We start from the raw sequence: 22107 nt of genomic DNA, 5'->3' as shown, positions 1-22107 counted from the left end.
CCAGCCAAGCACGATGAGCGCCGGTACGGTGCCGATCAGCACGGCCTTGTCGTAGTAGTCCATGTGCGCGTGGTATTGCGCGAGCGCGAAGCCCGCGCCGGCCACGAGCGCCAGCGCGAACAGCCAGTCGACGAGCGACAGGCGGCGCAGGAACGGCCGGTCGTCGAAGAACGCCGGCTCGGCCGCGACGGAAGCGCGCGGCGCGGGGGATGTCGAAACTTGGGTTAGATCCATGATGTTACCGAGTCGAGTCCTTGGAGCCGGCGCCGTCGGGCGCGCGGGAGGCAGGCGGCGCGCCCAATGCGGCCCCGGCCGCATCGCGCGTCTGCACGAATTCCTTTTCGAAGTCGAATGTCTTGCGTGCGGTGGACATCGCCATCAGCACGCTGACGCCCGCGCCCGTATCCTTGAGCCAGAACCAGAGGCGTCGCTCGCGCACGTAGAACATCGCGAAGATGCCGGCGACGAGCAGCAGGCTGCCAAGATACACCAGATTCTTGCCCGGCGCGCGCGTCAGCTGGAACACCGAGGCCTGCACCTGCTTGAACGAATCGAGCTGCAGATAGACAGGTGCGCCGTACAGGAAGCTGTCCGACAGCGCGTTGATCGCGTTCTGCACGAAGCGGACCGTGTCCTGCGCCTGCTGGACGGGCGGCTCGTTCGCACGCTCGCGCGCGACTTGCCAGACTTCCCACATCGAGCCTTCGAGCATCCGCAGCAGCAGCGCGGCGGCCTTCTCCTTTTCTTCCTTCGGCACCGACCGGTCGATGAACGTCGCGACCGCCTGGAAACCGCCGATCGGATTGCCGTCGGCGCCACGGCCGATGCTGCCGTCCGCGCCCGCAAAAAGGGTCAGGACGCGTTGCGCGCTGTCGTCGAGGCGCTCGCGCAACGCGGCGTCGCCCGCGCCGAGCGAATGCTGCGCGAAGCGGCGCGCAGCCTCCGTGCGCACCGCCGGATCTTCGAGCGCCGCGCGCAGCCGCATCCAATCGCCGACCGTGTCGCGGCTGTCGGCCGGAATCCGCAGATAACGGAACGGATCGTTCGGGCTCTCGCGCACGCCGGCGAGGAACACGCGGTCGCCACCCATGTCGATGGGCAGCATGTAGTTGTTGAATTCGCGCGCCTGGCCGTCCTTGCCGCGCACCTTGTACTGGACCGACGGCCCGATGTTATGCAGTTCGAGCGGCTTCGACGTCTTCGCGCCGGAGCCGAGCCGCTCGTCGAAGATCTCCTTGATCGAGCGGTTCGCCGCGACGCCGCGCGCGTCGGTCTTGCCGTTCGCGTCGGTGACGTTCTCGACGTTGATCGCGCGGAAATCCGAGAACTCGACGGTTTCGCCGTCGGCGCCCGCCGTCGCCAGCGGCACCGAGTTGCCGATCGTGCCCTTGAACGGGAATGTCGCGGCGCTCGAGCCCGTCATCGGATACGCGGTCATTTCCATCAACGAGCCGCCGTCCTGGAAGCTCGACTGGTAGATTGACACGCCCTTGTACGTGAACGGCTTGTTGACTTCGACGCGCACGGGAATCCGCTTGCCGGTCTCGCGATCGACGACGACGATGTCGCTCGCGAAGAGCTTCGGCATGCCGGTCGAGTAATAGTCGACGATGAACTTCTCGAGCTGGATCGAGAACGGCAGATCCTGGATCAGCGAACCGGTCGGCTGATTGAGGATCGCGGTCGACACGTACTGGCCCTCCGGCACCCAGGCGTAGCCGCGGAACGTCGGGTTCGACGCGGCAAGCCGGTGCTCGGCGCCGATCTCGCTAATCGGCGCGCTCGAGTTGACGGGGCTCTTGCCGAACATCCACATCTGAAATTTGATCGGCAGGTTGCTGTCGAGCAGGCCGCCGATACAGATCACGACGATCGCGAGGTGCGCGGCGATGTAGCCGAACTTCGTCAACGCGCCGCGCTTCGCGGCGACGAGCGTCGCGCCGTCCGATTCGCGCACGACGAGCCGGTAGCCCGCCTTCGCGACGAACGCAGCAATGGTCTGCGTCGCGCGCGCGCGATCGCCTGCGACCGCGAACTCGGCCCTGTGATGGAACGCGCGCAGGCTGCCTTCGCGGACCTTGTCCTTCCAGCTCTTCGCGTCGGCGACCATCTTCGGCGCGTTGCGGATCACGCAAAGCGAAATCGACACGACGAGGAAAATCAGGATCAGCATGAACCACCACGCGCTGTAGACCGTATAGAGGCTGAGCGAGCGGAAGATGTCGGCCCAGAACGGGCCGAACTGATTGACGTAGTTAGGATACGGATCGTCCTGCGTGAGGACCGTGCCGATGATGCTCGCGATCGACAGGACGACGAGCAGCGCGATCGCAAAACGCATCGAGCTCAGCAGCTCGACCGTACGCTTGATCGCGGACTGGCCCGCTCTCGACTGCAACCCCGATGTGGTAACGCTCATTCGAACTCCAACTCACAGCAAAAAAGGGTAAGGCGGCCGTGCTTCGGCGGCGCCCCACCCTTTTCTTGTTCTAGCGGCCGCCGCGTGGACGGCCGGCTCGTTCATCCGGCTCGCGAACCGGGATCGGCTCAGTGCAGGCCGGCGATGTAATCGGCGACGGCCTTGACTTCGCTGTCCGTCAGCCGGAGCGCGATCTGATGCATCGCCTCGTTGTTGCGCGTACCCTGCTGGAACGCGGTCAACTGCGCGACCGTGTAGTCCGCCCACTGGCCCGACAGCCGCGGATACTGGACCGGAATGCCCTGTCCCGTCGGCCCGTGGCAGCTCGCGCAGGCGGGCACGCCTTTCTCGGCGATACCGCCGCGATAGATCTTCTGACCGACCGGCACGGTGGCCGCGTTGCGCGCGGCGCCGAGCTTGACCGACTGCGACCCGTAATAGGCGGCGACGCTGCGCGCATCCTGATCGTTCAGCGCGCTCGCGAATCCGACCATCACGGAATTGACGCGCACCGGCCCCTTCGCGCCCGGCTGCGTCTTGAAATCGTGCAACTGCTTGACCAGATAATCGGGGTGCTGACCGGCGAGCTTCGGGAACGAGCCCGTCGCACTGTTGCCGTCGACGCCGTGGCACGCCACGCACACTTGCGCCGCGATCGCCTTGCCCCGGTCGAGATCCGGCTTTGCCGCATCCGCCGCTTTTACCTCCGCCATGAAACCAACGAGCCCTGCTACTGCGAACTGAAGCACCACCAGAGACTTGCTCAGTCGATTCATTCGCACACCTTGTTTCGTCTTGTGGGAGTTGTGAGGTTCTGCAAAAAACGACGGCGCCCAGTCTACCGTAGAAGCGCGCTCATCAGCTTCCACCGCCTGCGGCAAATGCGTCGTATTGTACAATACCCCGATGAAAGCCCCGGTGCCCATCAGGGCTACCTCGGGGCTCCCCGCCTCCCACCGCGCGGCCCGCGCCGCCAGTCTCCCTCCTGTCCCATGGCCTTCTTGCTCCATCAAGCCCGCTTCCTCACGACCGTCAATCATCTGCGCGACCTGCCGCCGACCGTGCAGCCCGAAATCGCGTTCGCCGGCCGCTCGAACGCCGGCAAATCGACGGCGATCAACGTGCTTTGCAATCAGAAGCGGCTCGCTTTCGCGTCGAAAACGCCCGGACGCACGCAGCACATCAACTATTTCTCGGTCGGCCCGGCGGCGGAGCCCGTCGCGAACCTCGTCGACCTGCCGGGCTACGGCTACGCGGAAGTGCCGGGCGTCGCGAAGGCGCACTGGGAGCAGTTGCTGTCGATGTACCTGCAGACCCGCCCGCAACTTCGCGGCATGATCCTGATGATGGATTCGCGCCGGCCGCTCACCGAGCTCGATCGCCGGATGATCGAATGGTTCGCGCCGACCGGCAAGCCGATTCACACGCTGCTGACGAAGTGCGACAAATTGACGCGACAGGAAAGCATCAACGCGCTGCGCGCGACGCAGAAGGGCCTCGACGCGTATCGGGACGCCGGCTACGCGGGCAAGCTGACCGTGCAGCTCTTCTCGGCGCTGAAGCGCACGGGGCTCGACGACGCGCATGCGTTGATCGAGAGCTGGGTGCGGCCCGCGGCCGCCGACGAAGATCGCGGCGCTGTAGCAGAATGACGATCGTGCAGCGTGCGTTGTGAAGCCGCGCCTGCCTGACGGATGTCGCGATTCGATTCGTGCGGCCCATAAATGCGGCCCATAAAAAAACCCGCCGTTGAACGGCGGGTTAAACAGCCTAATCGAAAAACGACAGGCACCCGCTCAGGGAGGAGAAGCGGGGAGCATTGCGCAGTGCGCGTTGCTCGATCGCTATCATATACCATTGTCTCAAAAGTTTACCGAAGGGAACTGTAAGCTTCCTTCGAACACGGGTCCCAGCCATTCCGCCATGAGCATCCATCCCCTGTACCGTCCGCGCCGCATGCGTCGCGACGATTTCTCGCGCCGCCTGATGCGCGAAAACATCCTCACCACGAACGACCTGATCTATCCCGTGTTCGTCGTCGAAGACACGAACGTGCGCCAGCCGGTGCCGTCGATGCCGGGCGTCGAACGCGTGTCGGTCGATCTGCTGATGGGCGTCGCCGAGCAGTGCGTCGCGCTCGGCGTGCCGGTCCTGTCGCTCTTTCCGGCGATCGAGCCGTCGCTGAAGACGCCCGACGGCCGCGAAGCCGCCAACCCCGAAGGGCTGATCCCGCGCGCGGTGCGCGAGCTGAAGCGCCGCTTCCCGGAACTCGGCGTGCTGACCGACGTCGCGCTCGATCCGTACACGAGCCACGGCCAGGACGGCGTGCTAGACGAGTCCGGCTACGTGCTCAACGACGAAACGCTCGAGCTCCTCGTCGAGCAGGCGCGCGCGCAGGCGGAAGCGGGGGTCGACATCGTCGCGCCGTCGGACATGATGGATGGCCGCATCGGCGCGGTGCGCGAGATGCTCGAGAGCGACGGCCACATCTACACGCGGATCATGGCGTACTCCGCGAAGTACGCGTCCGCGTTCTACGGCCCGTTCCGCGACGCGGTCGGCTCCGCGTCGAATCTCGGCAAGAGCAACAAGATGACCTACCAGATGGACCCGGCCAACAGCGACGAGGCGCTGCGCGAAGTGCGTCTCGACATCGAAGAAGGCGCGGACATGGTGATGGTGAAGCCCGGCATGCCGTACCTCGACATCGTGCGCCGCGTGAAGGACGCATTCCGCTTCCCGACCTACGTCTACCAGGTGAGCGGTGAGTACGCGATGCTGAAGGCCGCCGCGCAGAACGGCTGGCTCGATCACGACAAGGCCGTGCTCGAATCGCTGCTCGCGTTCAAGCGTGCGGGTGCGGACGGCATCCTCACGTACTTCGCGCTCGACGCGGCGCGGCTGCTGCGCGCACAGAAGTAAGCGTGCGGCCGGCGTCCCGCGAATAAAGCGGGGCGCGCCGGCTGTGAAAATAAAAACGGCGAGGCATCGAGCCTCGCCGTTTTTATTTGCACCTGATTAACGGGCGACGACGGCAATGGGCACGGCACGAATCCGATCGCGCGGCCCGCTTCGATCCGTCACGACGCCGACGACGCGGGCGGCAGCGCCATGCGATCGAGACTGCGCAGGAAACGATCCGCGGACTGATAGCCGACGACACGTCCGCGCTCCTGCCCGTTCCGATCGAACACGATGATGCCGGGCGGCCCAAACAACCCGAAACGCTTCAAGAGCGCCTGATCGTCCGGCGTGTTCGCCGTGACGTCCGCGCGCACGAGATGCATTTGCGCGAGCCGCGCCTCGACGCGCGCGTCGGAGAACGTCAAATGCTCCATCTCCTTGCAACTCACGCACCAGTCCGCATAGAAGTCGAGCATCGCGGGCTGCGTCGACGTCTTCACGATCTCGTCGAGCTCGGCGACCGAACGCACCGGCGCGAACGCCGGCCCTTCGTGCGCGGCCGCGCCGGCACTCGCCACTGCGCCGCCGGGCGCCGCGCGCGCCGCCAGCACCGCGAGCGGGCGCAGCGGATCGGTCGAGCCCGCTGCCAAGCCGACGAGGAGCGTCGCGGCCCAGATCGCGAGCGCGGCGCCGAGCCCGCGCCCGAGGCGGCGCCAGATCGACGACGAGCCCGAATGCGGCGTGAAGAGCCCGAGCGCAGCGGCGGCGAGCAGCAGCCACAACGCGCCCAGGCCGAGCTGCGACGCGGCGTTCAGCACCGGCCAGACGATCCACAGCGCGGCGGCGAGCAGCACGACGCCGAAAAACACCTTCACGCCGTCCATCCAGGCGCCGGCGCGCGGCAGCACCGTGCCCGCGCCGAGCCCGATGACGAGGAGCGGAACGCCGAGCCCGAGCCCCATCGAAAAGAGCGCCGCGCCACCGAGAAACGCGTTGCCGGTATGCGCGATGAACGCGAGTACCGCGAAAAGCGGCGCGGTCATGCACGCGCCGACAACGAACGCCGACAATGCGCCCATCGTTGCAACGGCGGCGAAGCGCCCGCCCTTGCGCGGCCCGGAAGTCTGCGCGGCGCCGCTCTGCCAACGCTGCGGCAACGCGATGTCGATTCCGCCGATCAACAGCAGCGCGAACACCGTGAGGAGCAGCGCGAACGCGCCGAGCACCCACGGATTCTGCAGCCAGGCGCCGAGGCTCTGCCCGACCAGTGCGGCCGCGACGCCGAGCGCCGTATAAACGAGCGCCATGCCGATCACGTAGGTGAGCGACAACGCGAAGGCGCGCGTGCGCGTCGCATGCGCGCCTTCGCCGACGATGATCGCCGACAGGATCGGAATCATCGGATACGAGCACGGCAACAGGCTCAGCACCATGCCGGCCACGAAATAGAGTGCGATGATCGTCAGGAACCCGTGCCCTTCGAGCAGCGAGCGCGCGTAGTCGGCGCTCGTCACACGCTCGTACCAGCTGCCGCCGTCGGTCGCGGACGGATCGGCACCGGCCGCGGCCACCGGCGTCGCTCCGGCGGCGCCGAGCGCCGCGCCGTCGATCCGCGCGACATGCTCGGCGGGCGGATAGCAGATCCCTTCGTCGGCGCAGCCCTGCGACGTCACCGCGAGCTCGAATGGCCCCGACGCCTGCTTGACCGGCAGATGGACCGTCAGGTCGCCGCGGTAGGTTTCGACGTTCTTCTGGAACGTCGGATCGAACTTCACGTGTCCGGCCGGCAGTTGCGGCTCGCCGAGCGTCGCCGAGCCGCTTTTCACGGCGAACGCGAACCGCTCGCGATACATGTAATAGCCGTCGGCGATCTTGAAATGGATGTCGACCTGTCCCGGCGCCTCGCTCGCGCTGAATCTGAACGCGACCGCGGGATCGAGAAAGTCGTCTGCGGCGCGCGCCGCGAACGACGCGCCGAGCAGCACGCCGAGCATTGCGACGACGGCGAGCAGGAAGCGGAGGCGGGACTGCGCGTGAAGCGGAATACGGCTAAACATGGAATGAACGCTGAGTTTCGGTGGCGACCCACTGGCCGTAGGCGGCGGAGGCCGTCGCCTGCCACGAGACGATCTCCGGGACGTCGTACGGATGGTGCGACTGGATATACCGCTCGAGTTCCAGCGCCCGCACGGCGCTCGTCTTGAACAGGAGCTGGATCTCGGCGGCCGTCTCGACCTTGCCCTGCCAATGGTAGCTCGAACGGATCGCGCCGAGCTCGGACACGCACGCGGCGAGCCGGGCCGACAGCGCGCCGTCGGCGAGCGCGTGGGCGGCGGCGGCGTCGGGCACGGTCGTCAACATCATCACGATCACCATTCGCGTCTCCGTCGTTTGCGTTGAAACGTCATATCGTATCGCACGTCGTGAAAGCGCGTGGACGATGCGCGCCGCGTCAATCCGACGCACGGAATCAATCAACGAAAACAAAAAGGGCCAAGCATCGCTTGGCCCTTCGTGCTACGTACCGGAAGACGCTTATTCGGCTTCCTGGACGTTTTCGGTCTCTTCGACTTCCGGACGGTCGAGCAGTTCGACGAGCGCCATCGGTGCATTGTCGCCGACGCGGAAACCGAACTTCAGGATGCGCAGGTAGCCGCCCGGACGGTTCGCGAAGCGCGGGCCGAGGACGTCGAACAGCTTCGCGACGGAATCGCGATCGCGCAGGCGGTTGAACGCCAGGCGGCGGTTCGCGAGCGACGGCTTCTTGCCTAGCGTGATCAGCGGCTCGACGACTTTACGGAGTTCCTTCGCCTTCGGCAGCGTCGTCTTGATGACTTCGTGCTCGATCAGCGAGTTGGACATGTTGCGGAGCATAGCCAGACGGTGGCTGCTCGTGCGGTTCAGTTTCCGCAGACCATGACGGTGACGCATTTCAGTTTCCTTGATTCAAAGTTTTGATCCAGCTCTTCTATCGCGCGGAAAAACAGGCGCACGGGCCGGTATGGAAAAAAGCAAGATGCGGATTCTAAAAGAAAATCCGCACCTTGACCAGTTACAGCGATAACCGGGATTACTTGTCGAGACCAGCCGGCGGCCAGTTCTCGAGCTTCATGCCCAGCGTGAGACCGCGCGAAGCGAGCACTTCCTTGATCTCGTTGAGCGACTTGCGGCCGAGATTCGGCGTCTTCAGCAGCTCGTTTTCCGTGCGCTGGATCAGGTCGCCGATGTAGTAGATGTTCTCGGCCTTCAGGCAGTTCGCCGAACGGACGGTCAGTTCGAGATCATCGACCGGACGCAGCAGGATCGGGTCGATCTGCGGCGCGCGCGACGGCGCTTCCGCGGCCGTTTCCGTGCCTTCCAGCGCCGCGAACACGGACAGCTGGTCGACGAGGATGCGTGCCGATTGGCGGATCGCTTCTTCCGGCGTGATGACGCCGCTCGTTTCGATGTTCATCACGAGCTTGTCGAGGTCGGTACGCTGTTCGACACGCGCGCTCTCGACCGCATAGCTCACGCGGCGAACCGGCGAGAACGACGCGTCGAGGACGATGCGGCCAATGATCTTCGCCGTTTCGTCGCCGTAGCGGCGCACGTTGCCCGGCACGTAGCCGCGGCCCTTCTCGACCTTGATCTGCACGTCGAGCTTGCCGCCCTTCGACAGATGCGCGATCACGTGATTCGGGTTGATGACTTCGCAGTCGTGGGCCAGCTCGATATCGCCGGCCGTCACGACGCCTTCGCCTTCCTTGCGCAGCGTCACCGTGACTTCGTCGCGGTTATGCAGCTTGAACACCACGCCCTTCAGGTTCAGCAGCAGGTTGACGACGTCCTCTTGCACACCATCAAGCGTCGAATACTCGTGCACGACACCGGCGATCGTCACTTCGGTCGGCGCATAGCCGACCATCGACGACAGCAGTACGCGGCGAAGCGCATTGCCCAAGGTGTGGCCGTAACCGCGTTCGAACGGCTCCATCACCACCTTCGCGTGGTTCTCACCAAGCGATTCCACGGCGATGATCTTGGGTTTCAACAAACTGGTTTGCATAGGTTTTCCTTTTCAATACCCTCGGCTCGTTACACCGATAAGGCTGACCGGTAACAACCTGAAAATGAACAGCCGAGGCCCCGCCTTGCGAAACGCAATGAGCAGGATTCCTCGGCCATCAATCGGATTAACGCGAATACAATTCGACGATCAGGCTTTCGTTGATGTCGCCCGCGATGTCGGCGCGCTCCGGCACTTGCTTGAACGTGCCTTCGAATTTCTTCGCATCGACCGCAACCCAGCTCGCCAGGCCGCCTTGCTCGGCCAGCGACAGCGCTTCGACGATACGGGCCTGCTTCTTCGACTTTTCGCGAATCGAGATCACGTCGCCAGCCTTCACTTGCTGCGACGGGATATTCGCGACGACGCCGTTCAGCGTGATGGCCTTGTGGCTCACGAGCTGACGCGCTTCAGCGCGGGTCGAACCGAAGCCCATGCGGTACACGACGTTGTCGAGACGCGACTCGAGCAATTGCAGCAGGTTTTCACCCGTGTTGCCCTTGCGGCGATCGGCTTCAGCGAAGTAGCGGCGGAACTGACGCTCCAGCACGCCATAGATGCGCTTGACCTTCTGCTTTTCGCGGAGCTGCGTGCCGTAGTCCGACGTGCGCGCACCCGAGGTACGGCCGTGCTGACCCGGCTTGCTGTCGAGCTTGCACTTGTCGGCGAGCGAGCGGCGCGCGCTCTTCAGGAACAGATCGGTGCCTTCACGGCGGGACAGCTTGGCTTTAGGGCCGATATAACGTGCCACTTTGCATTCCTCTATCTATCAGTCACGCGGACCTGAATCCGCGCTAGTTCGCGCCCTTTGGGGCGAACGGTGGACTTAATCAATCAAATGCGCCATCAAAAACGCGCAGCCCGTCGACGCATAGCGGCGACAGGCAAGGCGCCAACGCATCGTTAGATGCGGCGACGCTTCGGCGGACGGCAGCCGTTGTGCGGAATCGGCGTCACATCCGAAATCGCGGTGATCTTGATGCCGAGGCCGTGCAGTGCACGCACTGCCGACTCACGGCCCGGGCCAGGACCCTTGATCCGCACTTCCAGATTCTTCACGCCATATTCCATCGCCACGCGGCCGGCCGACTCGGCAGCCACCTGTGCGGCGAACGGCGTCGACTTGCGCGAGCCCTTGAAGCCCTGACCGCCCGACGTCGCCCACGCCAGCGCATTGCCCTGGCGATCGGTGATCGTGATGATCGTGTTGTTGAACGACGCGTGAACGTGCACCACGCCTTCAGCAACGTTCTTCTTAACCTTTTTGCGAACGCGTTGCGCCGCGGAGTTCGAAGCCTTAGCCATTACGTTTTCCTGTAACTGTCAGTTCCGCTTATTTCTTCAGCGCTTGCGCTGCGCGACGCGGACCCTTGCGAGTACGGGCGTTCGTACGCGTACGCTGGCCGCGCAGGGGCAGGCCCTTGCGATGACGCACGCCGCGATAGCAGCCGAGATCCATCAGGCGCTTGATGTTCATCGTCACTTCACGGCGCAGATCGCCTTCGACGACAAACTTGCCTATTTCTTCACGCAGCTTTTCGAGGTCTGCGTCGGTCAGGTCCTTGACCTTCTTCGAGAAAGCCACACCAGAAGTCGCGCAAATGCTGCGCGCGCGCGTGCGACCGATACCAAAAATCGCCGTCAGACCGATTTCGGTATGCTGGTGGTTCGGGATGTTAACCCCTGCGATACGAGCCATTGTTGTTCCTCAAACAAAAAGCGCAAACAAACGCGCAGTCAGCCTTGACGTTGCTTGTGACGCGGATCCGAGCTGCAGATCACGCGAACCACGCCTTTGCGCTTGATGATCTTGCAATTGCGGCAAATGCGCTTAACCGATGCCATCACTTTCATGATATTACCCTTTTTCTAAATCACTTCGCCCGGAACACGATCCGTGCACGAGACAGATCGTAAGGCGTCAACTCAACCGTCACCTTGTCGCCGGGAAGGATACGGATGTAGTGCATCCGCATCTTTCCGGAGATATGCCCCAATACGACATGGCCGTTTTCCAGCTTCACCCGGAAGGTCGCATTCGGAAGGTTTTCGATCACCTCACCCTGCATCTGGATTACATCGTCCTTGGCCATAGGTCCTTTTTAACGCATTGGGATGTTGCCGCCCTTGAAGTTGGCCTTCTTGAGCAGCGACTCATACTGTTGCGACATAACGTACGACTGCACCTGCGCCATGAAGTCCATCGTGACGACGACAATGATCAGCAGCGACGTTCCACCAAAATAAAACGGCACGTTCCAGCGCAGCACCAGGAACTCTGGCAGCAGACACACGAAGACGATGTAGACCGCACCGGCCAGTGTGAGACGCGTAAGGATCCGGTCGATGTACCGGGCGGTCTGGTCACCCGGACGGATGCCCGGCACGAACGCGCCGCTCTTCTTCAGGTTGTCCGCGGTTTCCCTGCTGTTGAACACCAGCGCGGTGTAGAAGAAGCAGAAAAACACGATTGCCAGCGTGTATAACAGCACGTACACCGGCTGGCCCGGCTTCAGCGCTTCCGCGACGTTGTGCAGCGTATCGGACAGCAAGCCCTTGCGCTCGCCCGAGCTGAACCAGCTCAGGATCGTCGCCGGGAACAGAATGATCGACGACGCGAAGATCGGCGGGATCACGCCCGACATGTTCAGCTTCAGCGGCAGGTGCGACGACTGCCCGCCGTAGATCTTGTTGCCGACCTGGCGCTTCGCGTAGTTCACGAGGATCTTGCGCTGACCGCGTTCGATGAACACGACCAGGTAAGTCACCGCGGCAATCAGAACGACGATAATGATCGCCGAAATGATGCTCATCGAACCCGTGCGCACCAGCTCGAACAGCCCACCGACGGCATTCGGGAACCCTGCTGCGATCCCGCCGAAGATGATGATCGAGATACCGTTGCCGAGACCACGCTCGGTGATCTGCTCGCCGAGCCACATCAGGAACATCGTGCCCGTCACCAGCGTGACGACCGTCGTCAGACGGAACACCGCGCCCGGATCGGTCACGAGCCCCGGCTGGTTCTCCAGCGCGGCGGCAATGCCGAAAGCCTGGAACGTCGCGAGCACCACGGTGAAGTACCGCGTGTACTGCGTGATCTTCCGCTGTCCGGCCTGCCCTTCCTTCTTTAGCGCCTCGAGTTGCGGCGACACGATCGCCATCAGCTGCATGATGATCGATGCCGAAATGTACGGCATGATCCCCAGCGCAAAGATCGTGAAGCGTGACAGCGCGCCACCCGAGAACATGTTGAACATGCCCAGGATGCCGCCCGCCTGGCTCTGGAACAGCTTCGCCAGTTGATCCGGGTCGATGCCCGGCACCGGAATGTGCGCGCCGATGCGATAGACGATCAGCGCCAGCAGCAAGAACATTGCACGCCGGCGCAGATCGCCGAACTTCGCCGTGCTTCGACCGGGTTTTGCGAGACTCGGACTGTTAGCCAAGTATCTTCTCCGATGCAAATGCTAGTGACGGCACGCGTTGCGTGTCACTCGGCAAACGAACCGCCAGCCGCTTCGATCGCGGCGCGCGCACCCTTCGTCGCACCCAGACCCTTGACGACGATCTTGCGCTTCAGTTCGCCCGTCGCGATGATCTTCGCGCTCTTCGTCAGTTCGCCGACGAGGCCGGCTTGCTTCAGAGCGAGCAGATCGATTTCGTCGACCGGCAGCTTCTCGAGGTCGGAGAGGCGCACTTCACCGACGAATTCCTTCGTCAGCGACGTGAAGCCGCGCTTCGGCAGACGACGCTGCAGCGGCATCTGACCGCCTTCGAAGCCGACCTTGTGGAAGCCGCCCGAACGCGATTTCTGACCCTTGTGACCACGGCCGGCCGTCTTGCCGAGGCCAGAACCGATGCCGCGACCGACGCGGCGCTTAGCGTGCTTCGCGCCTTCGGCCGGCTTCAGGTTATTCAATTCCATATCAACTCCTTGATCCGTAGTCGGCCGCTTAACCGATGACCTTCACGAGGTACGAGACCTTGTTGATCATTCCGCGCACCGCCGGCGTATCCTGCAGTTCGCTGACCGAGTTGAGACGGCGCAGACCCAAACCGCGCACGGTAGCGCGGTGCGTTTCGCGGGTCCCGATCAGGCTCTTCACGAGCTGAACCTTGACAGTTTTTTCAGACATGGTGACCACCTGGGCTTAGCCCAAAATATCTTCGACGGACTTGCCGCGCTTCGCCGCGATGTCGGCCGGGGTCGACTGCTTGCGCAGGCCGTCCAGCGTCGCACGAACGAGGTTGTACGGATTCGTCGAACCGTGGCTCTTCGCAACAACGTTCTGCACACCCATCACGTCGAACACCGCGCGCATCGGGCCGCCGGCGATCACGCCCGTGCCGCCCTTCGCCGGAGCGAGGAGGACTGCCGACGCGCCGTGCTTGCCGTGCACTTCGTGTTGCAACGTGCCGTTCTTGAGCGGCACCTTGAACATGTTGCGGCGAGCCTGTTCCATTGCCTTCTGGACAGCGACCGGCACTTCCTTCGCCTTGCCCTTGCCCATACCGATACGGCCGTCACCATCACCGACCACGGTCAGCGCGGCGAAGCCGAGAATCCGGCCACCCTTCACGACCTTGGTCACGCGATTGACCGAAATCATTTTTTCGCGAAGGCCGTCGTCGCGCTCGTCAGCCTGAACTTTCGCTTGCATCTTTGCCATGACGAATTCCTTCCTTAGAACTTGAGCCCAGCTTCACGAGCTGCCTCAGCCAGCGCCTTCACACGGCCGTGGTAGCGGAAGCCCGAGCGGTCGAAGGCGACGGATTCGATGCCGGCGGCCTTGGCCTTCTCAGCAATGCGCTTGCCGATCAGCGTCGCAGCATTAACGTTGCCACCCTTGCCCGACTTGTCGGCAAGCTGAGCACGCACTTCCGCTTCGAGCGTCGACGCGCTGGCGAGCACCTTGGTGCCGCAGGGCGAAAACACTTGCGCGTAGATGTGCGTGTTCGTGCGATGCACGGCGAGACGCGCGACCTGCAACTCAGCGATCTTGATACGCGTCTGGCGAGCGCGGCGCAGGCGAGATTGAGTCTTATCCATGATTGCGCACCCTTACTTCTTCTTCGTTTCTTTGAGGATCACAACCTCGTCGGAATAGCGCACGCCCTTGCCCTTGTACGGCTCCGGCGGACGGTAACCGCGGACTTCCGCAGCCACTTGACCGACTTGTTGCTTGTTGATCCCCTTGATCACGATTTCGGTTTGCGTCGGGGTTTCAGCCTTGACGCCTTCCGGCATCTGGTGCACCACCGGGTGCGAGAAACCCAGCGACAGGTTCAGCTTGTCGCCTTGCGCTTGCGCACGATAACCGACGCCAACCAGCGTCAACTTGCGCTCGAAACCCTTGGTCACGCCGTGCACCATGTTCGCGATGATCGCGCGCATCGTGCCCGACAGTGCATTTGCTTCGCGGCTGTCGTCAACCGGCGACAGGTTCAGCGTGCCGTCGTTGTTCGCCACGCTCACGAGCGGATTGACCGCTTGCGTGATCGTGCCCAGCGGCCCCTTGACGGTGATGGAGCCGTCGGCCAGCTTGACTTCCGCGCCTTGCAGCGCGATCGGGCTCTTACCTACTCGAGACATGTTCCTCTCTCCTTTCGGCTTTAAGCGACGTAGCAGATGACTTCGCCGCCGACGCCCGTAGCGCGCGCCTTGCGGTCGGTCATCACGCCCTTCGGCGTCGACACGATTGCCACACCGAGGCCGTTCATGACCTGCGGAATCTCGTTACGGCCGCGGTACACGCGCAGACCCGGCTTCGACACGCGCTCGAGGCGCTCGATGACCGGACGACCCGCGTAGTACTTCAACGCGATGTTCAGTTCGGCCTTCGCGCCGTCCGCCTTCACGGCGAAATCGTCGATATAGCCTTCGTCCTTCAGGACCTGCGCGATCGCAACCTTGACCTTCGACGAGGGCATCGCCACCGAAACCTTCTCGACCATCTGCGCGTTGCGGATGCGAGTCAGCATATCGGCGATAGGATCACTCATGCTCATTTATGTTTCTCCTATTACCAGCTCGCCTTGGTCAGGCCAGGAATCTCGCCACGGAATGCGATTTCACGAATCTTGTTGCGCGCGAGGCCGAACTTGCGGAACGTGCCACGCGGACGACCCGTGATCGCGCAACGGTTACGCTTGCGGGTCGGGTTTGCGTTGCGGGGCAGTTGTTGCAGTTCCAGACGAGCGGCGTAACGCTCTTCTTCGGACTTGCTCGCGTCGTCGATGATCGCCTTCAGTTCAGCACGCTTCGGAGCGTACTTTTGCGCAAGGCGAGCGCGCTTCTTTTCACGTTCGATCAGTGCCAGTTTAGCCACGGTAACCTCAGTTTCTGAACGGGAACTTGAAGCTGGCGAGCAGAGCCTTCGCTTCGTCGTCGGTCTTCGCGGTCGTCGTGATGCTGATGTTCAGCCCACGCAGCGCGTCGATCTTGTCGTAATCGATTTCGGGGAAAATGATCTGCTCTTTCACACCGATGTTGTAGTTGCCGCGGCCATCGAAAGCACGACCCGACACGCCGCGAAAGTCGCGCACGCGGGGCAGCGCAACCGTCACGAAACGATCGAGGAATTCGTACATCGCACGGCCGCGCAGCGTGACCATCGCGCCGATCGGGTAGCCCTGGCGGATCTTGAAGCCCGCGATTGCCTTGCGAGCCTTCGTCACGACCGGCTTTTGACCCGCGATCTTCGTCAGATCGCCAACGGCGTTCTCGATGATCTTCTTGTCGGCGACCGCTTCGCCAAGGCCCATGTTCAGGGTGATCTTGGTGATGCGCGGCACTTCCATGACCGACTTGTAGCCGAACTTCTCGATCAGGCCGGGAACAACCTTCTCTTTATAAAACTCTTGAAAACGTGCCATTTCTCTACTCCGCAGCGTCAGGCGCTCAGGACGGCACCGGTCGTCTTCAGGAAGCGAACCTTCTTGCCATCCTCGACCTTGATGCCAACACGCGAAGCCTTGCCGTTCGCGTCGACCAGCGCGACGTTCGAAATATGCAGCGGCATCGTCTTCGCTTCCACACCGCCCGTCGTACCCTTCATCGGGTTCGGCTTCACATGCTTCTTGACGAGATTGATACCCTCGACCGTCACATGCTCGGCGCCCACGGCCAGCACGACACCGCGCTTGCCCTTGTCCTTGCCGGTGACGACGATCACTTCGTCACCCTTGCGAATCTTGTTCATCGCGACTCCTTACAGCACTTCCGGCGCCAGCGAGACGATCTTCATGAATCGCTCGCTACGCAGCTCACGCGTGACCGGCCCGAAGATACGGGTGCCGATCGGCTCGAGCTTGTTATTCAAAAGCACAGCGGCGTTGCCGTCGAACTTGATCAGCGAGCCGTCTTGACGACGAACGCCCTTGGCGGTGCGGACCACCACGGCATTGTAGATTTCGCCTTTCTTCACGCGCCCGCGCGGCGTTGCCTCTTTGACGCTCACCTTGATGATGTCGCCAATGCTGGCATAACGACGCTTCGAGCCGCCGAGCACCTTGATGCACATGACTTCACGCGCACCCGTGTTGTCGGCCACTTCAAGCCGAGATTCGGTCTGGATCATGGTTTGTCTTTCCCAACTTAATCCGGATACGCCACCATGGCGCATACGGTCAGTCTTGGTCCCGTCAGCCAATCGGCTGCTTGGGTTGGAACAGCAGCGACGGCAAACGAAACCCGCCATCGCAAATCGGTGAATCCTTCGGAGCAGGCCTGACGCCAGTCCGCTTCCCCCACCAGTCACTTCGCCCGCGACGGGGCTCCCATAAAGAGGGAAGACCGAGATTATAACAAATAATCCCGGTCACGCAAGCAAAAACTTTGCGATTTCAAGCACTTCGTTGCCGAAGTGCCTTTACTGCCTGGTCCCGCTTAGATCACGCGGGCTGCCTCGACGAGACGCGACACCGCCCAGGCCTTCGTCTTCGAAACAGGACGGGTTTCCTGGATTTCGACGAGATCGCCTTCGTTGTAGGTGTTCGCTTCATCGTGCGCGTGGTACTTCTTCGAACGCACGACATACTTGCCGTAGATCGGGTGCTTGACGCGGTGCTCGACCAGCACGGTGACGGTCTTGTCCATCTTGTTGCTGACGACCTTACCGACGAGCGTCCGCTTCAGCGAGGTTTTCACGCTATCGTTCATTTCTGGTTCGCCTTCTGAGTCAGGACGGTCCGCACACGTGCGATGTCGCGACGAACCTTCTTCAGCTGGCTCGTGTTCGTGAGCTGCTGGGTCGCGAGTTGCATGCGCAGGCCGAATTGCGCCTTCAACAGGTCCGACAGCTCCTTGTTGAGCGCGGCCTGATCTTTCTGGAGAAGTTCGGAAGCCTTCATGTTTTCTCCTTAGGCGCCGAGCTGACGCACGATGAACGTCGTCTTCAGCGGCAGCTTCGCTGCGGCCAGACGGAACGCTTCACGTGCCAGTTCTTCGGTTACGCCATCCATTTCGTACAGCATCTTGCCCGGCTGGATCTCGGCGACGTAGTACTCAGGGTTACCCTTACCGTTACCCATCCGCACTTCGGCCGGCTTCTGCGAAATCGGCTTGTCCGGGAAGATGCGAATCCAGATGCGGCCGCCACGCTTGATGTGACGCGTCATTGCACGACGCGCCGCCTCGATCTGACGCGCGGTCAAACGGCCGCGACCGACAGCCTTCAGGCCGAACTCGCCGAACGACACGGCGTTGCCGCGCGTGGCGATACCGGTGTTACGCCCCTTCTGCTCTTTGCGATACTTCCTGCGTTTCGGTTGCAGCATCGTTATTCTCCAGTCTTGCCGTCTTCCGGCTTGCCGGCGCCACGGCGCGGTGCGCCACGGCGAGCACCCGGAGCACCGCCTTCGCCGTCACGGCGCGGACGACGGTCGCCCGGACGCGCATTGCGACGCGGACGCTTGTCTTCGGCGACTTCTTCCACCACCGGCGCGTCGTTGCGGCCGAGCGTATCGCCCTTGTACACCCACACCTTGACGCCGATGACGCCGTACGTCGTCTTCGCTTCCGACGTCGCGTAGTCGATGTCGGCGCGCAGCGTGTGCAGCGGCACGCGGCCTTCGCGGTACCACTCGGTACGGGCGATTTCGATGCCGTTCAGACGACCGGCGCTCATGATCTTGATGCCTTGGGCGCCAAGACGCATCGCGTTCTGCATCGCACGCTTCATCGCGCGGCGGAACATGATCCGGCGCTCGAGCTGCTGCGTGATCGAATCGGCGATCAGTTGCGCATCGGTTTCCGGCTTGCGGATTTCTTCGATGTTGACGTGAACCGGAACGCCCATGCGGCGCTGCAGTTCCGTCTTCAGCTGTTCGATATCCTCGCCCTTCTTACCGATGACGACACCCGGACGCGAGCTGAAAATCGTGATGCGCGCGTTCTTCGCCGGACGCTCAATGACGACGCGGCCGACCGAAGCGTTCTTCAGCTTCTTCTTCAGGTATTCACGAACACCGATGTCTTCCTGCAACATCGCCGCGAAATTGTTGTTGTTCGCGTACCAGCGCGAAGCCCAATTGCGGCTGACGGCCAAACGGAAGCCAGTCGGATGAATTTTCTGTCCCATCGTATGACCCCTTAATTCCCGACCGTCACAGTGATGTGACAGGATTGCTTCTCAATGCGGTTGCCGCGGCCCTTGGCGCGCGCGGTGAAGCGCTTGAGCGATGCAGCCTTGTCGACGCAGATGCTCTTGATCTTGAGCTCGTCGATATCGGCGCCTTCGTTGTGCTCCGCATTCGCGATCGCCGACAGCACGACCTTCTTCACGATGCCAGCCGCCTTCTTCGGCGAGAACGTCAGAACGTTCAGCGCCTTGTCGACCGGCAAACCGCGGATCTGGTCAGCCACAAGGCGCGTCTTCTGCGCCGAGATGCGGGCACCGCGATGAATTGCTTTCACTTCCATCTTGATAGCCCCTTATTTCTTGGCCTTCTTGTCGGCCGCGTGACCCTTGAACGTACGGGTCAGTGCGAACTCGCCAAGCTTGTGGCCGACCATGTTTTCCGAGATGTACACCGGAACGTGTTGACGGCCGTTGTGCACGGCGATCGTCAGACCGATGAAATCCGGAAGGATCGTCGAACGACGCGACCAAGTCTTGATCGGCTTCTTGTCGCGCGAAGCTGCAGCCGCCTCAACTTTCTTCAGCAAATGGGCGTCGCAGAACGGACCTTTTTTAACAGAACGTGCCATTGCCTACTCCTTAACGCTTGTGACGGCGCTGGACGATCATCGTCGTCGTGCGCTTATTGCGACGCGTACGGAAGCCCTTCGCCGGCGTGCCCCACGGGCTCACCGGGTCGCGACCCGCTGCAGTCTTGCCTTCGCCACCACCGTGCGGGTGGTCGACCGGGTTCATTGCAACGCCACGGACCGTCGGGCGGATACCGCGCCAGCGATTTGCACCGGCCTTGCCGATCTGGCGCAGGCTGTGCTCTTCGTTGCCGACTTCACCGATCGTCGCGCGGCACTCGATGTGCACGCGGCGGATTTCGCCCGAACGCAGACGAACCTGCGCGTACAGGCCTTCGCGAGCCAGCAGCATCGCCGACGTACCGGCCGAACGCGCCATTTGCGCGCCCTTGCCCGGCAGCATTTCGATGCAGTGGATCGTCGTACCGACCGGAATGTTGCGGATCGGCAGCGTGTTACCTGCACGGATCGGCGCTTCCGAGCCCGACATCAGCTGCTGGCCGACCGTCACGCCCTTCGGCGCGATGATGTAACGGCGTTCGCCGTCGGCGTACAGCACCAGCGCGATGTTCGCGCTGCGGTTCGGGTCGTACTCGAGACGCTCGACCTTCGCCGGGATGCCGTCCTTCGTGCGACGGAAATCGATCACGCGGTAGTGCTGCTTGTGACCACCACCCTGGTGACGCGTCGTGATACGGCCGTTGTTGTTGCGGCCAGCCTTGGAGCTCTGCGTGTCGAGCAGCGCTGCGTGCGGCTTGCCCTTGTGCAGATCCTTGTTGACCACCTTGACCATCGCGCGGCGACCCGGCGAAGTCGGCTTAACTTTCACGATTGCCATGATTACTTGGCCTCCGCTTCAAAGTTGATTTCCTGGCCGGGCTTCAGGCACACGTATGCCTTCTTCACGTCCTTGCGACGGCCCATCGAGCGGCCGAAGCGCTTGTGCTTGCCCTTCTGAACCAGCACGTTGACCGAATCAACTTCAACCTTGAACAGCAGCTCGACAGCCGCCTTCACTTCCTGCTTCGTGGCATCCGGTGCGACTTCGAACACGACTTGCTCGTTCTTGTCGGCAACCAGCGTGGCCTTTTCGGAGATCACCGGTGCGAGCAGGACCTGCATCAAACGATGATCGTTCTTGCGAATCTCGCTCATGACAGCAACTCCTCGATCTGGGCGACCGCAGCCTTCGTGACCAGCACTTTCTTGAAGTAGATCAGCGACAGCGGGTCAGCGTAGCGCGGCTCGACAACTGCCACGTGCGGCAGGTTGCGCGACGCGAGGTACAGGTTTTCGTCGACCGTGTCGGTGATGATCAACACGGATTCGAGACCCATGGCCTTGAACTTGTCGGCCAGCAGCTTGGTCTTCGGTGCCTCGAGAACGATGTCCTCGACGACCGACAGACGGCCTTCGCGGGCCAGCTGCGAGAAGATCGAGCAGAGACCTGCGCGATGCATCTTCTTGTTGACCTTGTGCGAGAAGTTTTCGTCGGGCGAGTTCGGGAAGATCCGACCGCCGCCACGCCACAACGGGCTCGACGACATACCGGCACGAGCACGGCCCGTACCCTTCTGGCGCCACGGCTTCTTGGTCGTGTGCTTGACTTGCTCGCGATCCTTCTGGGCGCGGTTGCCCTGGCGAGCATTCGCCTGGTAAGCAACGACGACCTGGTGGATCAGCGCTTCGTTGTAGTCACGGCCGAACACGACGTCCGACGCGTTGACCACCGCACCTTCCTGACCATTCGAATTCAGGAGCTTGAGTTCCATTATTTCGCCCCCTTCACGGCACGCGTCTTCACGGCCGGCGTCACGAAAACCTTGCCGCCCTTCGCACCCGGAACTGCACCCTTGACGAGCAGCAGCTTACGGTCGGCGTCGATGCGAGCGATTTCGAGGTTCTGAACCGTCACCGTCTCGTCACCCATGTGACCCGTCATGCGCTTGCCCGGGAACACACGACCCGGATCCTGCGCCATACCGATCGAGCCCGGCACGTTGTGCGAGCGCGAGTTACCGTGCGACGCACGGCCGGAACCGAAGTTGTAGCGCTTGATCGTGCCGGCGTAGCCCTTACCGATCGACACGCCTTGCACGTCGACCTTCTGGCCCACTTCGAACAGATCCGGACCGACGATGGCGCCATTCGACAGCTCGGCTGCCTTGGCCGCATCGATGCGGAATTCCTTGAGGATTTCACCGGCTTCGACACCGGCTTTGGCGAGATGACCTGCCAGCGGCTTCGTCACGCGCGATGCGCGGCGGGAGCCGAATGCAACCTGCACGGCCGTGTAGCCGTCGGTTTCAACAGTCTTGATCTGCGTCACGCGGTTGTCCGACACGTCGAGCACGGTGACGGGAATCGAATCCCCTTCAGCCGTGAAAATACGGGTCATGCCAACCTTGCGACCTACGAGTCCAAGGCTCATCGTTTTCTCCATTCCCGACTGCGATTGGTCGGGGCTAATTTACAAAACGCCGTGACCCAGGAAGCCCCCAGATCGCCAGCTTTTTTACGCAA

At 62.5% G+C, this 22107-nt stretch carries 34 protein-coding genes and 1 pseudogene; 2 read left to right on the top strand and 33 right to left on the bottom strand.

Going from position 1 to position 22107, the window contains the following annotated elements; genetic code table 11:
• The 3 genes and pseudogenes from WS62_RS31160 to WS62_RS31150 all read right to left on the bottom strand — a co-directional run.
• Positions 1-234, bottom strand: a pseudogene (locus tag WS62_RS31160) (c-type cytochrome biogenesis protein CcsB); the annotation flags it as partial.
• Positions 235-238: 4 nt separating this feature from the next.
• A complete protein-coding gene (locus WS62_RS31155) occupies positions 239-2419 on the bottom strand; it encodes a cytochrome c biogenesis protein ResB (RefSeq protein ID WP_066579249.1) in 2181 nt (726 codons plus the stop codon).
• A gap of 128 nt (positions 2420-2547) precedes the next feature.
• Positions 2548-3195, bottom strand: coding sequence for a c-type cytochrome (locus WS62_RS31150; protein WP_066579247.1), 648 nt, complete (start codon positions 3193-3195; stop codon positions 2548-2550).
• A 216-nt stretch (positions 3196-3411) separates the two neighbouring features.
• On the opposite strand from WS62_RS31150, the gene yihA reads away from it, so the two are divergent.
• Positions 3412-4071, top strand: a complete 660-nt coding sequence (gene yihA / locus WS62_RS31145; protein WP_066579243.1) for a ribosome biogenesis GTP-binding protein YihA/YsxC — start codon at positions 3412-3414, stop codon at positions 4069-4071.
• 271 nt (positions 4072-4342) lie between these two features.
• Entirely contained in the window at positions 4343-5341 is a 999-nt protein-coding gene (hemB, locus tag WS62_RS31140) for a porphobilinogen synthase (RefSeq protein WP_066579240.1), read from the top strand.
• Between the two features lie 158 nt (positions 5342-5499).
• Here the strand turns inward: hemB and dsbD are convergent, their stop codons facing one another.
• The 30 genes from dsbD to rplC all read right to left on the bottom strand — a co-directional run bounded on the left by dsbD (position 5500) and on the right by rplC (position 22015).
• Entirely contained in the window at positions 5500-7380 is a 1881-nt protein-coding gene (gene dsbD / locus WS62_RS31135; protein WP_066579237.1) for a protein-disulfide reductase DsbD, read from the bottom strand.
• Positions 7373-7699, bottom strand: a complete 327-nt coding sequence (gene cutA / locus WS62_RS31130) for a divalent-cation tolerance protein CutA (protein WP_066579233.1) — start codon at positions 7697-7699, stop codon at positions 7373-7375. The genes dsbD and cutA overlap by 8 nt, the downstream gene beginning before the upstream one ends.
• A 159-nt stretch (positions 7700-7858) precedes the next feature.
• Entirely contained in the window at positions 7859-8254 is a 396-nt protein-coding gene (rplQ, locus tag WS62_RS31125; RefSeq protein ID WP_004197924.1) for a 50S ribosomal protein L17, read from the bottom strand.
• 139 nt (positions 8255-8393) lie between these two features.
• Positions 8394-9371, bottom strand: coding sequence for a DNA-directed RNA polymerase subunit alpha (locus WS62_RS31120; RefSeq protein WP_009888441.1), 978 nt, complete (start codon positions 9369-9371; stop codon positions 8394-8396).
• A 127-nt stretch (positions 9372-9498) separates the two neighbouring features.
• Positions 9499-10122: a 30S ribosomal protein S4 gene (gene rpsD / locus WS62_RS31115; RefSeq protein ID WP_059472188.1), complete on the bottom strand. Its 624-nt coding sequence runs from the start codon at positions 10120-10122 to the stop codon at positions 9499-9501.
• Between the two features lie 152 nt (positions 10123-10274).
• Positions 10275-10676, bottom strand: a complete 402-nt coding sequence (gene rpsK, locus WS62_RS31110; protein ID WP_010106947.1) for a 30S ribosomal protein S11 — start codon at positions 10674-10676, stop codon at positions 10275-10277.
• A gap of 28 nt (positions 10677-10704) precedes the next feature.
• Entirely contained in the window at positions 10705-11070 is a 366-nt protein-coding gene (rpsM, locus tag WS62_RS31105) for a 30S ribosomal protein S13 (protein ID WP_066486683.1), read from the bottom strand.
• Positions 11071-11108: 38 nt separating this feature from the next.
• The gene (rpmJ, locus tag WS62_RS35625; RefSeq protein ID WP_004199844.1) at positions 11109-11225 is read right to left on the bottom strand and encodes a 50S ribosomal protein L36; all 117 of its coding nucleotides are present in this window, start codon (positions 11223-11225) and stop codon (positions 11109-11111) included.
• A 20-nt stretch (positions 11226-11245) separates the two neighbouring features.
• Positions 11246-11464: a translation initiation factor IF-1 gene (gene infA / locus WS62_RS31100; RefSeq protein ID WP_004521905.1), complete on the bottom strand. Its 219-nt coding sequence runs from the start codon at positions 11462-11464 to the stop codon at positions 11246-11248.
• Between the two features lie 9 nt (positions 11465-11473).
• The gene (secY, locus tag WS62_RS31095) at positions 11474-12820 is read right to left on the bottom strand and encodes a preprotein translocase subunit SecY (RefSeq protein WP_066486686.1); all 1347 of its coding nucleotides are present in this window, start codon (positions 12818-12820) and stop codon (positions 11474-11476) included.
• 44 nt (positions 12821-12864) lie between these two features.
• On the bottom strand, positions 12865-13299 hold the full coding sequence (gene rplO / locus WS62_RS31090) for a 50S ribosomal protein L15 (RefSeq protein WP_010106951.1): 435 nt from the start codon (positions 13297-13299) through the stop codon (positions 12865-12867).
• Between the two features lie 28 nt (positions 13300-13327).
• A complete protein-coding gene (rpmD, locus tag WS62_RS31085) occupies positions 13328-13510 on the bottom strand; it encodes a 50S ribosomal protein L30 (RefSeq protein ID WP_010106952.1) in 183 nt (60 codons plus the stop codon).
• A 15-nt stretch (positions 13511-13525) separates the two neighbouring features.
• Positions 13526-14044, bottom strand: coding sequence for a 30S ribosomal protein S5 (gene rpsE, locus WS62_RS31080; RefSeq protein WP_010106955.1), 519 nt, complete (start codon positions 14042-14044; stop codon positions 13526-13528).
• Positions 14045-14058: 14 nt separating this feature from the next.
• Complete coding sequence (gene rplR, locus WS62_RS31075) at positions 14059-14424, bottom strand: 50S ribosomal protein L18 (protein ID WP_010106956.1); 366 nt, start codon at positions 14422-14424, stop codon at positions 14059-14061.
• A 12-nt stretch (positions 14425-14436) separates the two neighbouring features.
• A complete protein-coding gene (rplF, locus tag WS62_RS31070; protein WP_066579232.1) occupies positions 14437-14967 on the bottom strand; it encodes a 50S ribosomal protein L6 in 531 nt (176 codons plus the stop codon).
• 20 nt (positions 14968-14987) lie between these two features.
• The gene (gene rpsH, locus WS62_RS31065) at positions 14988-15383 is read right to left on the bottom strand and encodes a 30S ribosomal protein S8 (protein WP_059472186.1); all 396 of its coding nucleotides are present in this window, start codon (positions 15381-15383) and stop codon (positions 14988-14990) included.
• Between the two features lie 14 nt (positions 15384-15397).
• Positions 15398-15703: a 30S ribosomal protein S14 gene (gene rpsN / locus WS62_RS35620; RefSeq protein WP_010106961.1), complete on the bottom strand. Its 306-nt coding sequence runs from the start codon at positions 15701-15703 to the stop codon at positions 15398-15400.
• Between the two features lie 7 nt (positions 15704-15710).
• Positions 15711-16250: a 50S ribosomal protein L5 gene (gene rplE / locus WS62_RS31055; protein WP_004202757.1), complete on the bottom strand. Its 540-nt coding sequence runs from the start codon at positions 16248-16250 to the stop codon at positions 15711-15713.
• A 17-nt stretch (positions 16251-16267) separates the two neighbouring features.
• Positions 16268-16576: a 50S ribosomal protein L24 gene (gene rplX, locus WS62_RS31050; protein ID WP_010106963.1), complete on the bottom strand. Its 309-nt coding sequence runs from the start codon at positions 16574-16576 to the stop codon at positions 16268-16270.
• A gap of 9 nt (positions 16577-16585) precedes the next feature.
• Entirely contained in the window at positions 16586-16954 is a 369-nt protein-coding gene (gene rplN, locus WS62_RS31045; protein WP_004197951.1) for a 50S ribosomal protein L14, read from the bottom strand.
• Positions 16955-17262: 308 nt separating this feature from the next.
• Positions 17263-17535 (bottom strand): 30S ribosomal protein S17, encoded by a 273-nt coding sequence (gene rpsQ / locus WS62_RS31040; protein WP_004201274.1) that lies wholly within the window; start codon positions 17533-17535, stop codon positions 17263-17265.
• On the bottom strand, positions 17532-17726 hold the full coding sequence (gene rpmC / locus WS62_RS31035; protein WP_004199856.1) for a 50S ribosomal protein L29: 195 nt from the start codon (positions 17724-17726) through the stop codon (positions 17532-17534). Before rpmC ends, rpsQ begins: the two co-directional genes overlap by 4 nt.
• Positions 17727-17735: 9 nt before the next feature.
• Positions 17736-18152, bottom strand: coding sequence for a 50S ribosomal protein L16 (gene rplP / locus WS62_RS31030; protein ID WP_006029288.1), 417 nt, complete (start codon positions 18150-18152; stop codon positions 17736-17738).
• A 2-nt stretch (positions 18153-18154) separates the two neighbouring features.
• Positions 18155-18955, bottom strand: a complete 801-nt coding sequence (rpsC, locus tag WS62_RS31025) for a 30S ribosomal protein S3 (protein WP_066486688.1) — start codon at positions 18953-18955, stop codon at positions 18155-18157.
• Positions 18956-18966: 11 nt separating this feature from the next.
• Complete coding sequence (gene rplV / locus WS62_RS31020) at positions 18967-19296, bottom strand: 50S ribosomal protein L22 (RefSeq protein WP_066486689.1); 330 nt, start codon at positions 19294-19296, stop codon at positions 18967-18969.
• Between the two features lie 12 nt (positions 19297-19308).
• Entirely contained in the window at positions 19309-19584 is a 276-nt protein-coding gene (gene rpsS, locus WS62_RS31015; protein ID WP_004199273.1) for a 30S ribosomal protein S19, read from the bottom strand.
• Positions 19585-19594: 10 nt separating this feature from the next.
• Positions 19595-20422: a 50S ribosomal protein L2 gene (rplB, locus tag WS62_RS31010; protein ID WP_059472184.1), complete on the bottom strand. Its 828-nt coding sequence runs from the start codon at positions 20420-20422 to the stop codon at positions 19595-19597.
• A gap of 2 nt (positions 20423-20424) precedes the next feature.
• Complete coding sequence (rplW, locus tag WS62_RS31005; RefSeq protein WP_059472183.1) at positions 20425-20739, bottom strand: 50S ribosomal protein L23; 315 nt, start codon at positions 20737-20739, stop codon at positions 20425-20427.
• A complete protein-coding gene (gene rplD / locus WS62_RS31000; RefSeq protein WP_066486695.1) occupies positions 20736-21356 on the bottom strand; it encodes a 50S ribosomal protein L4 in 621 nt (206 codons plus the stop codon). The genes rplW and rplD overlap by 4 nt, the downstream gene beginning before the upstream one ends.
• Positions 21356-22015 carry a 50S ribosomal protein L3 gene (gene rplC, locus WS62_RS30995; protein ID WP_010106969.1) on the bottom strand — a complete coding sequence of 220 codons (660 nt, stop codon included), beginning with the start codon at positions 22013-22015 and terminating at the stop codon, positions 21356-21358. Before rplC ends, rplD begins: the two co-directional genes overlap by 1 nt.
• Positions 22016-22107 lie beyond the last annotated feature (92 nt).

It is taken from the genome of Burkholderia sp. ABCPW 14 (genome assembly GCF_001523835.1).
Lineage (GTDB): Bacteria > Pseudomonadota > Gammaproteobacteria > Burkholderiales > Burkholderiaceae > Burkholderia > Burkholderia mayonis.
Note: the sequence above shows the minus strand (reverse complement) of the source record. Positions and strands in the feature narration are given on the sequence as shown.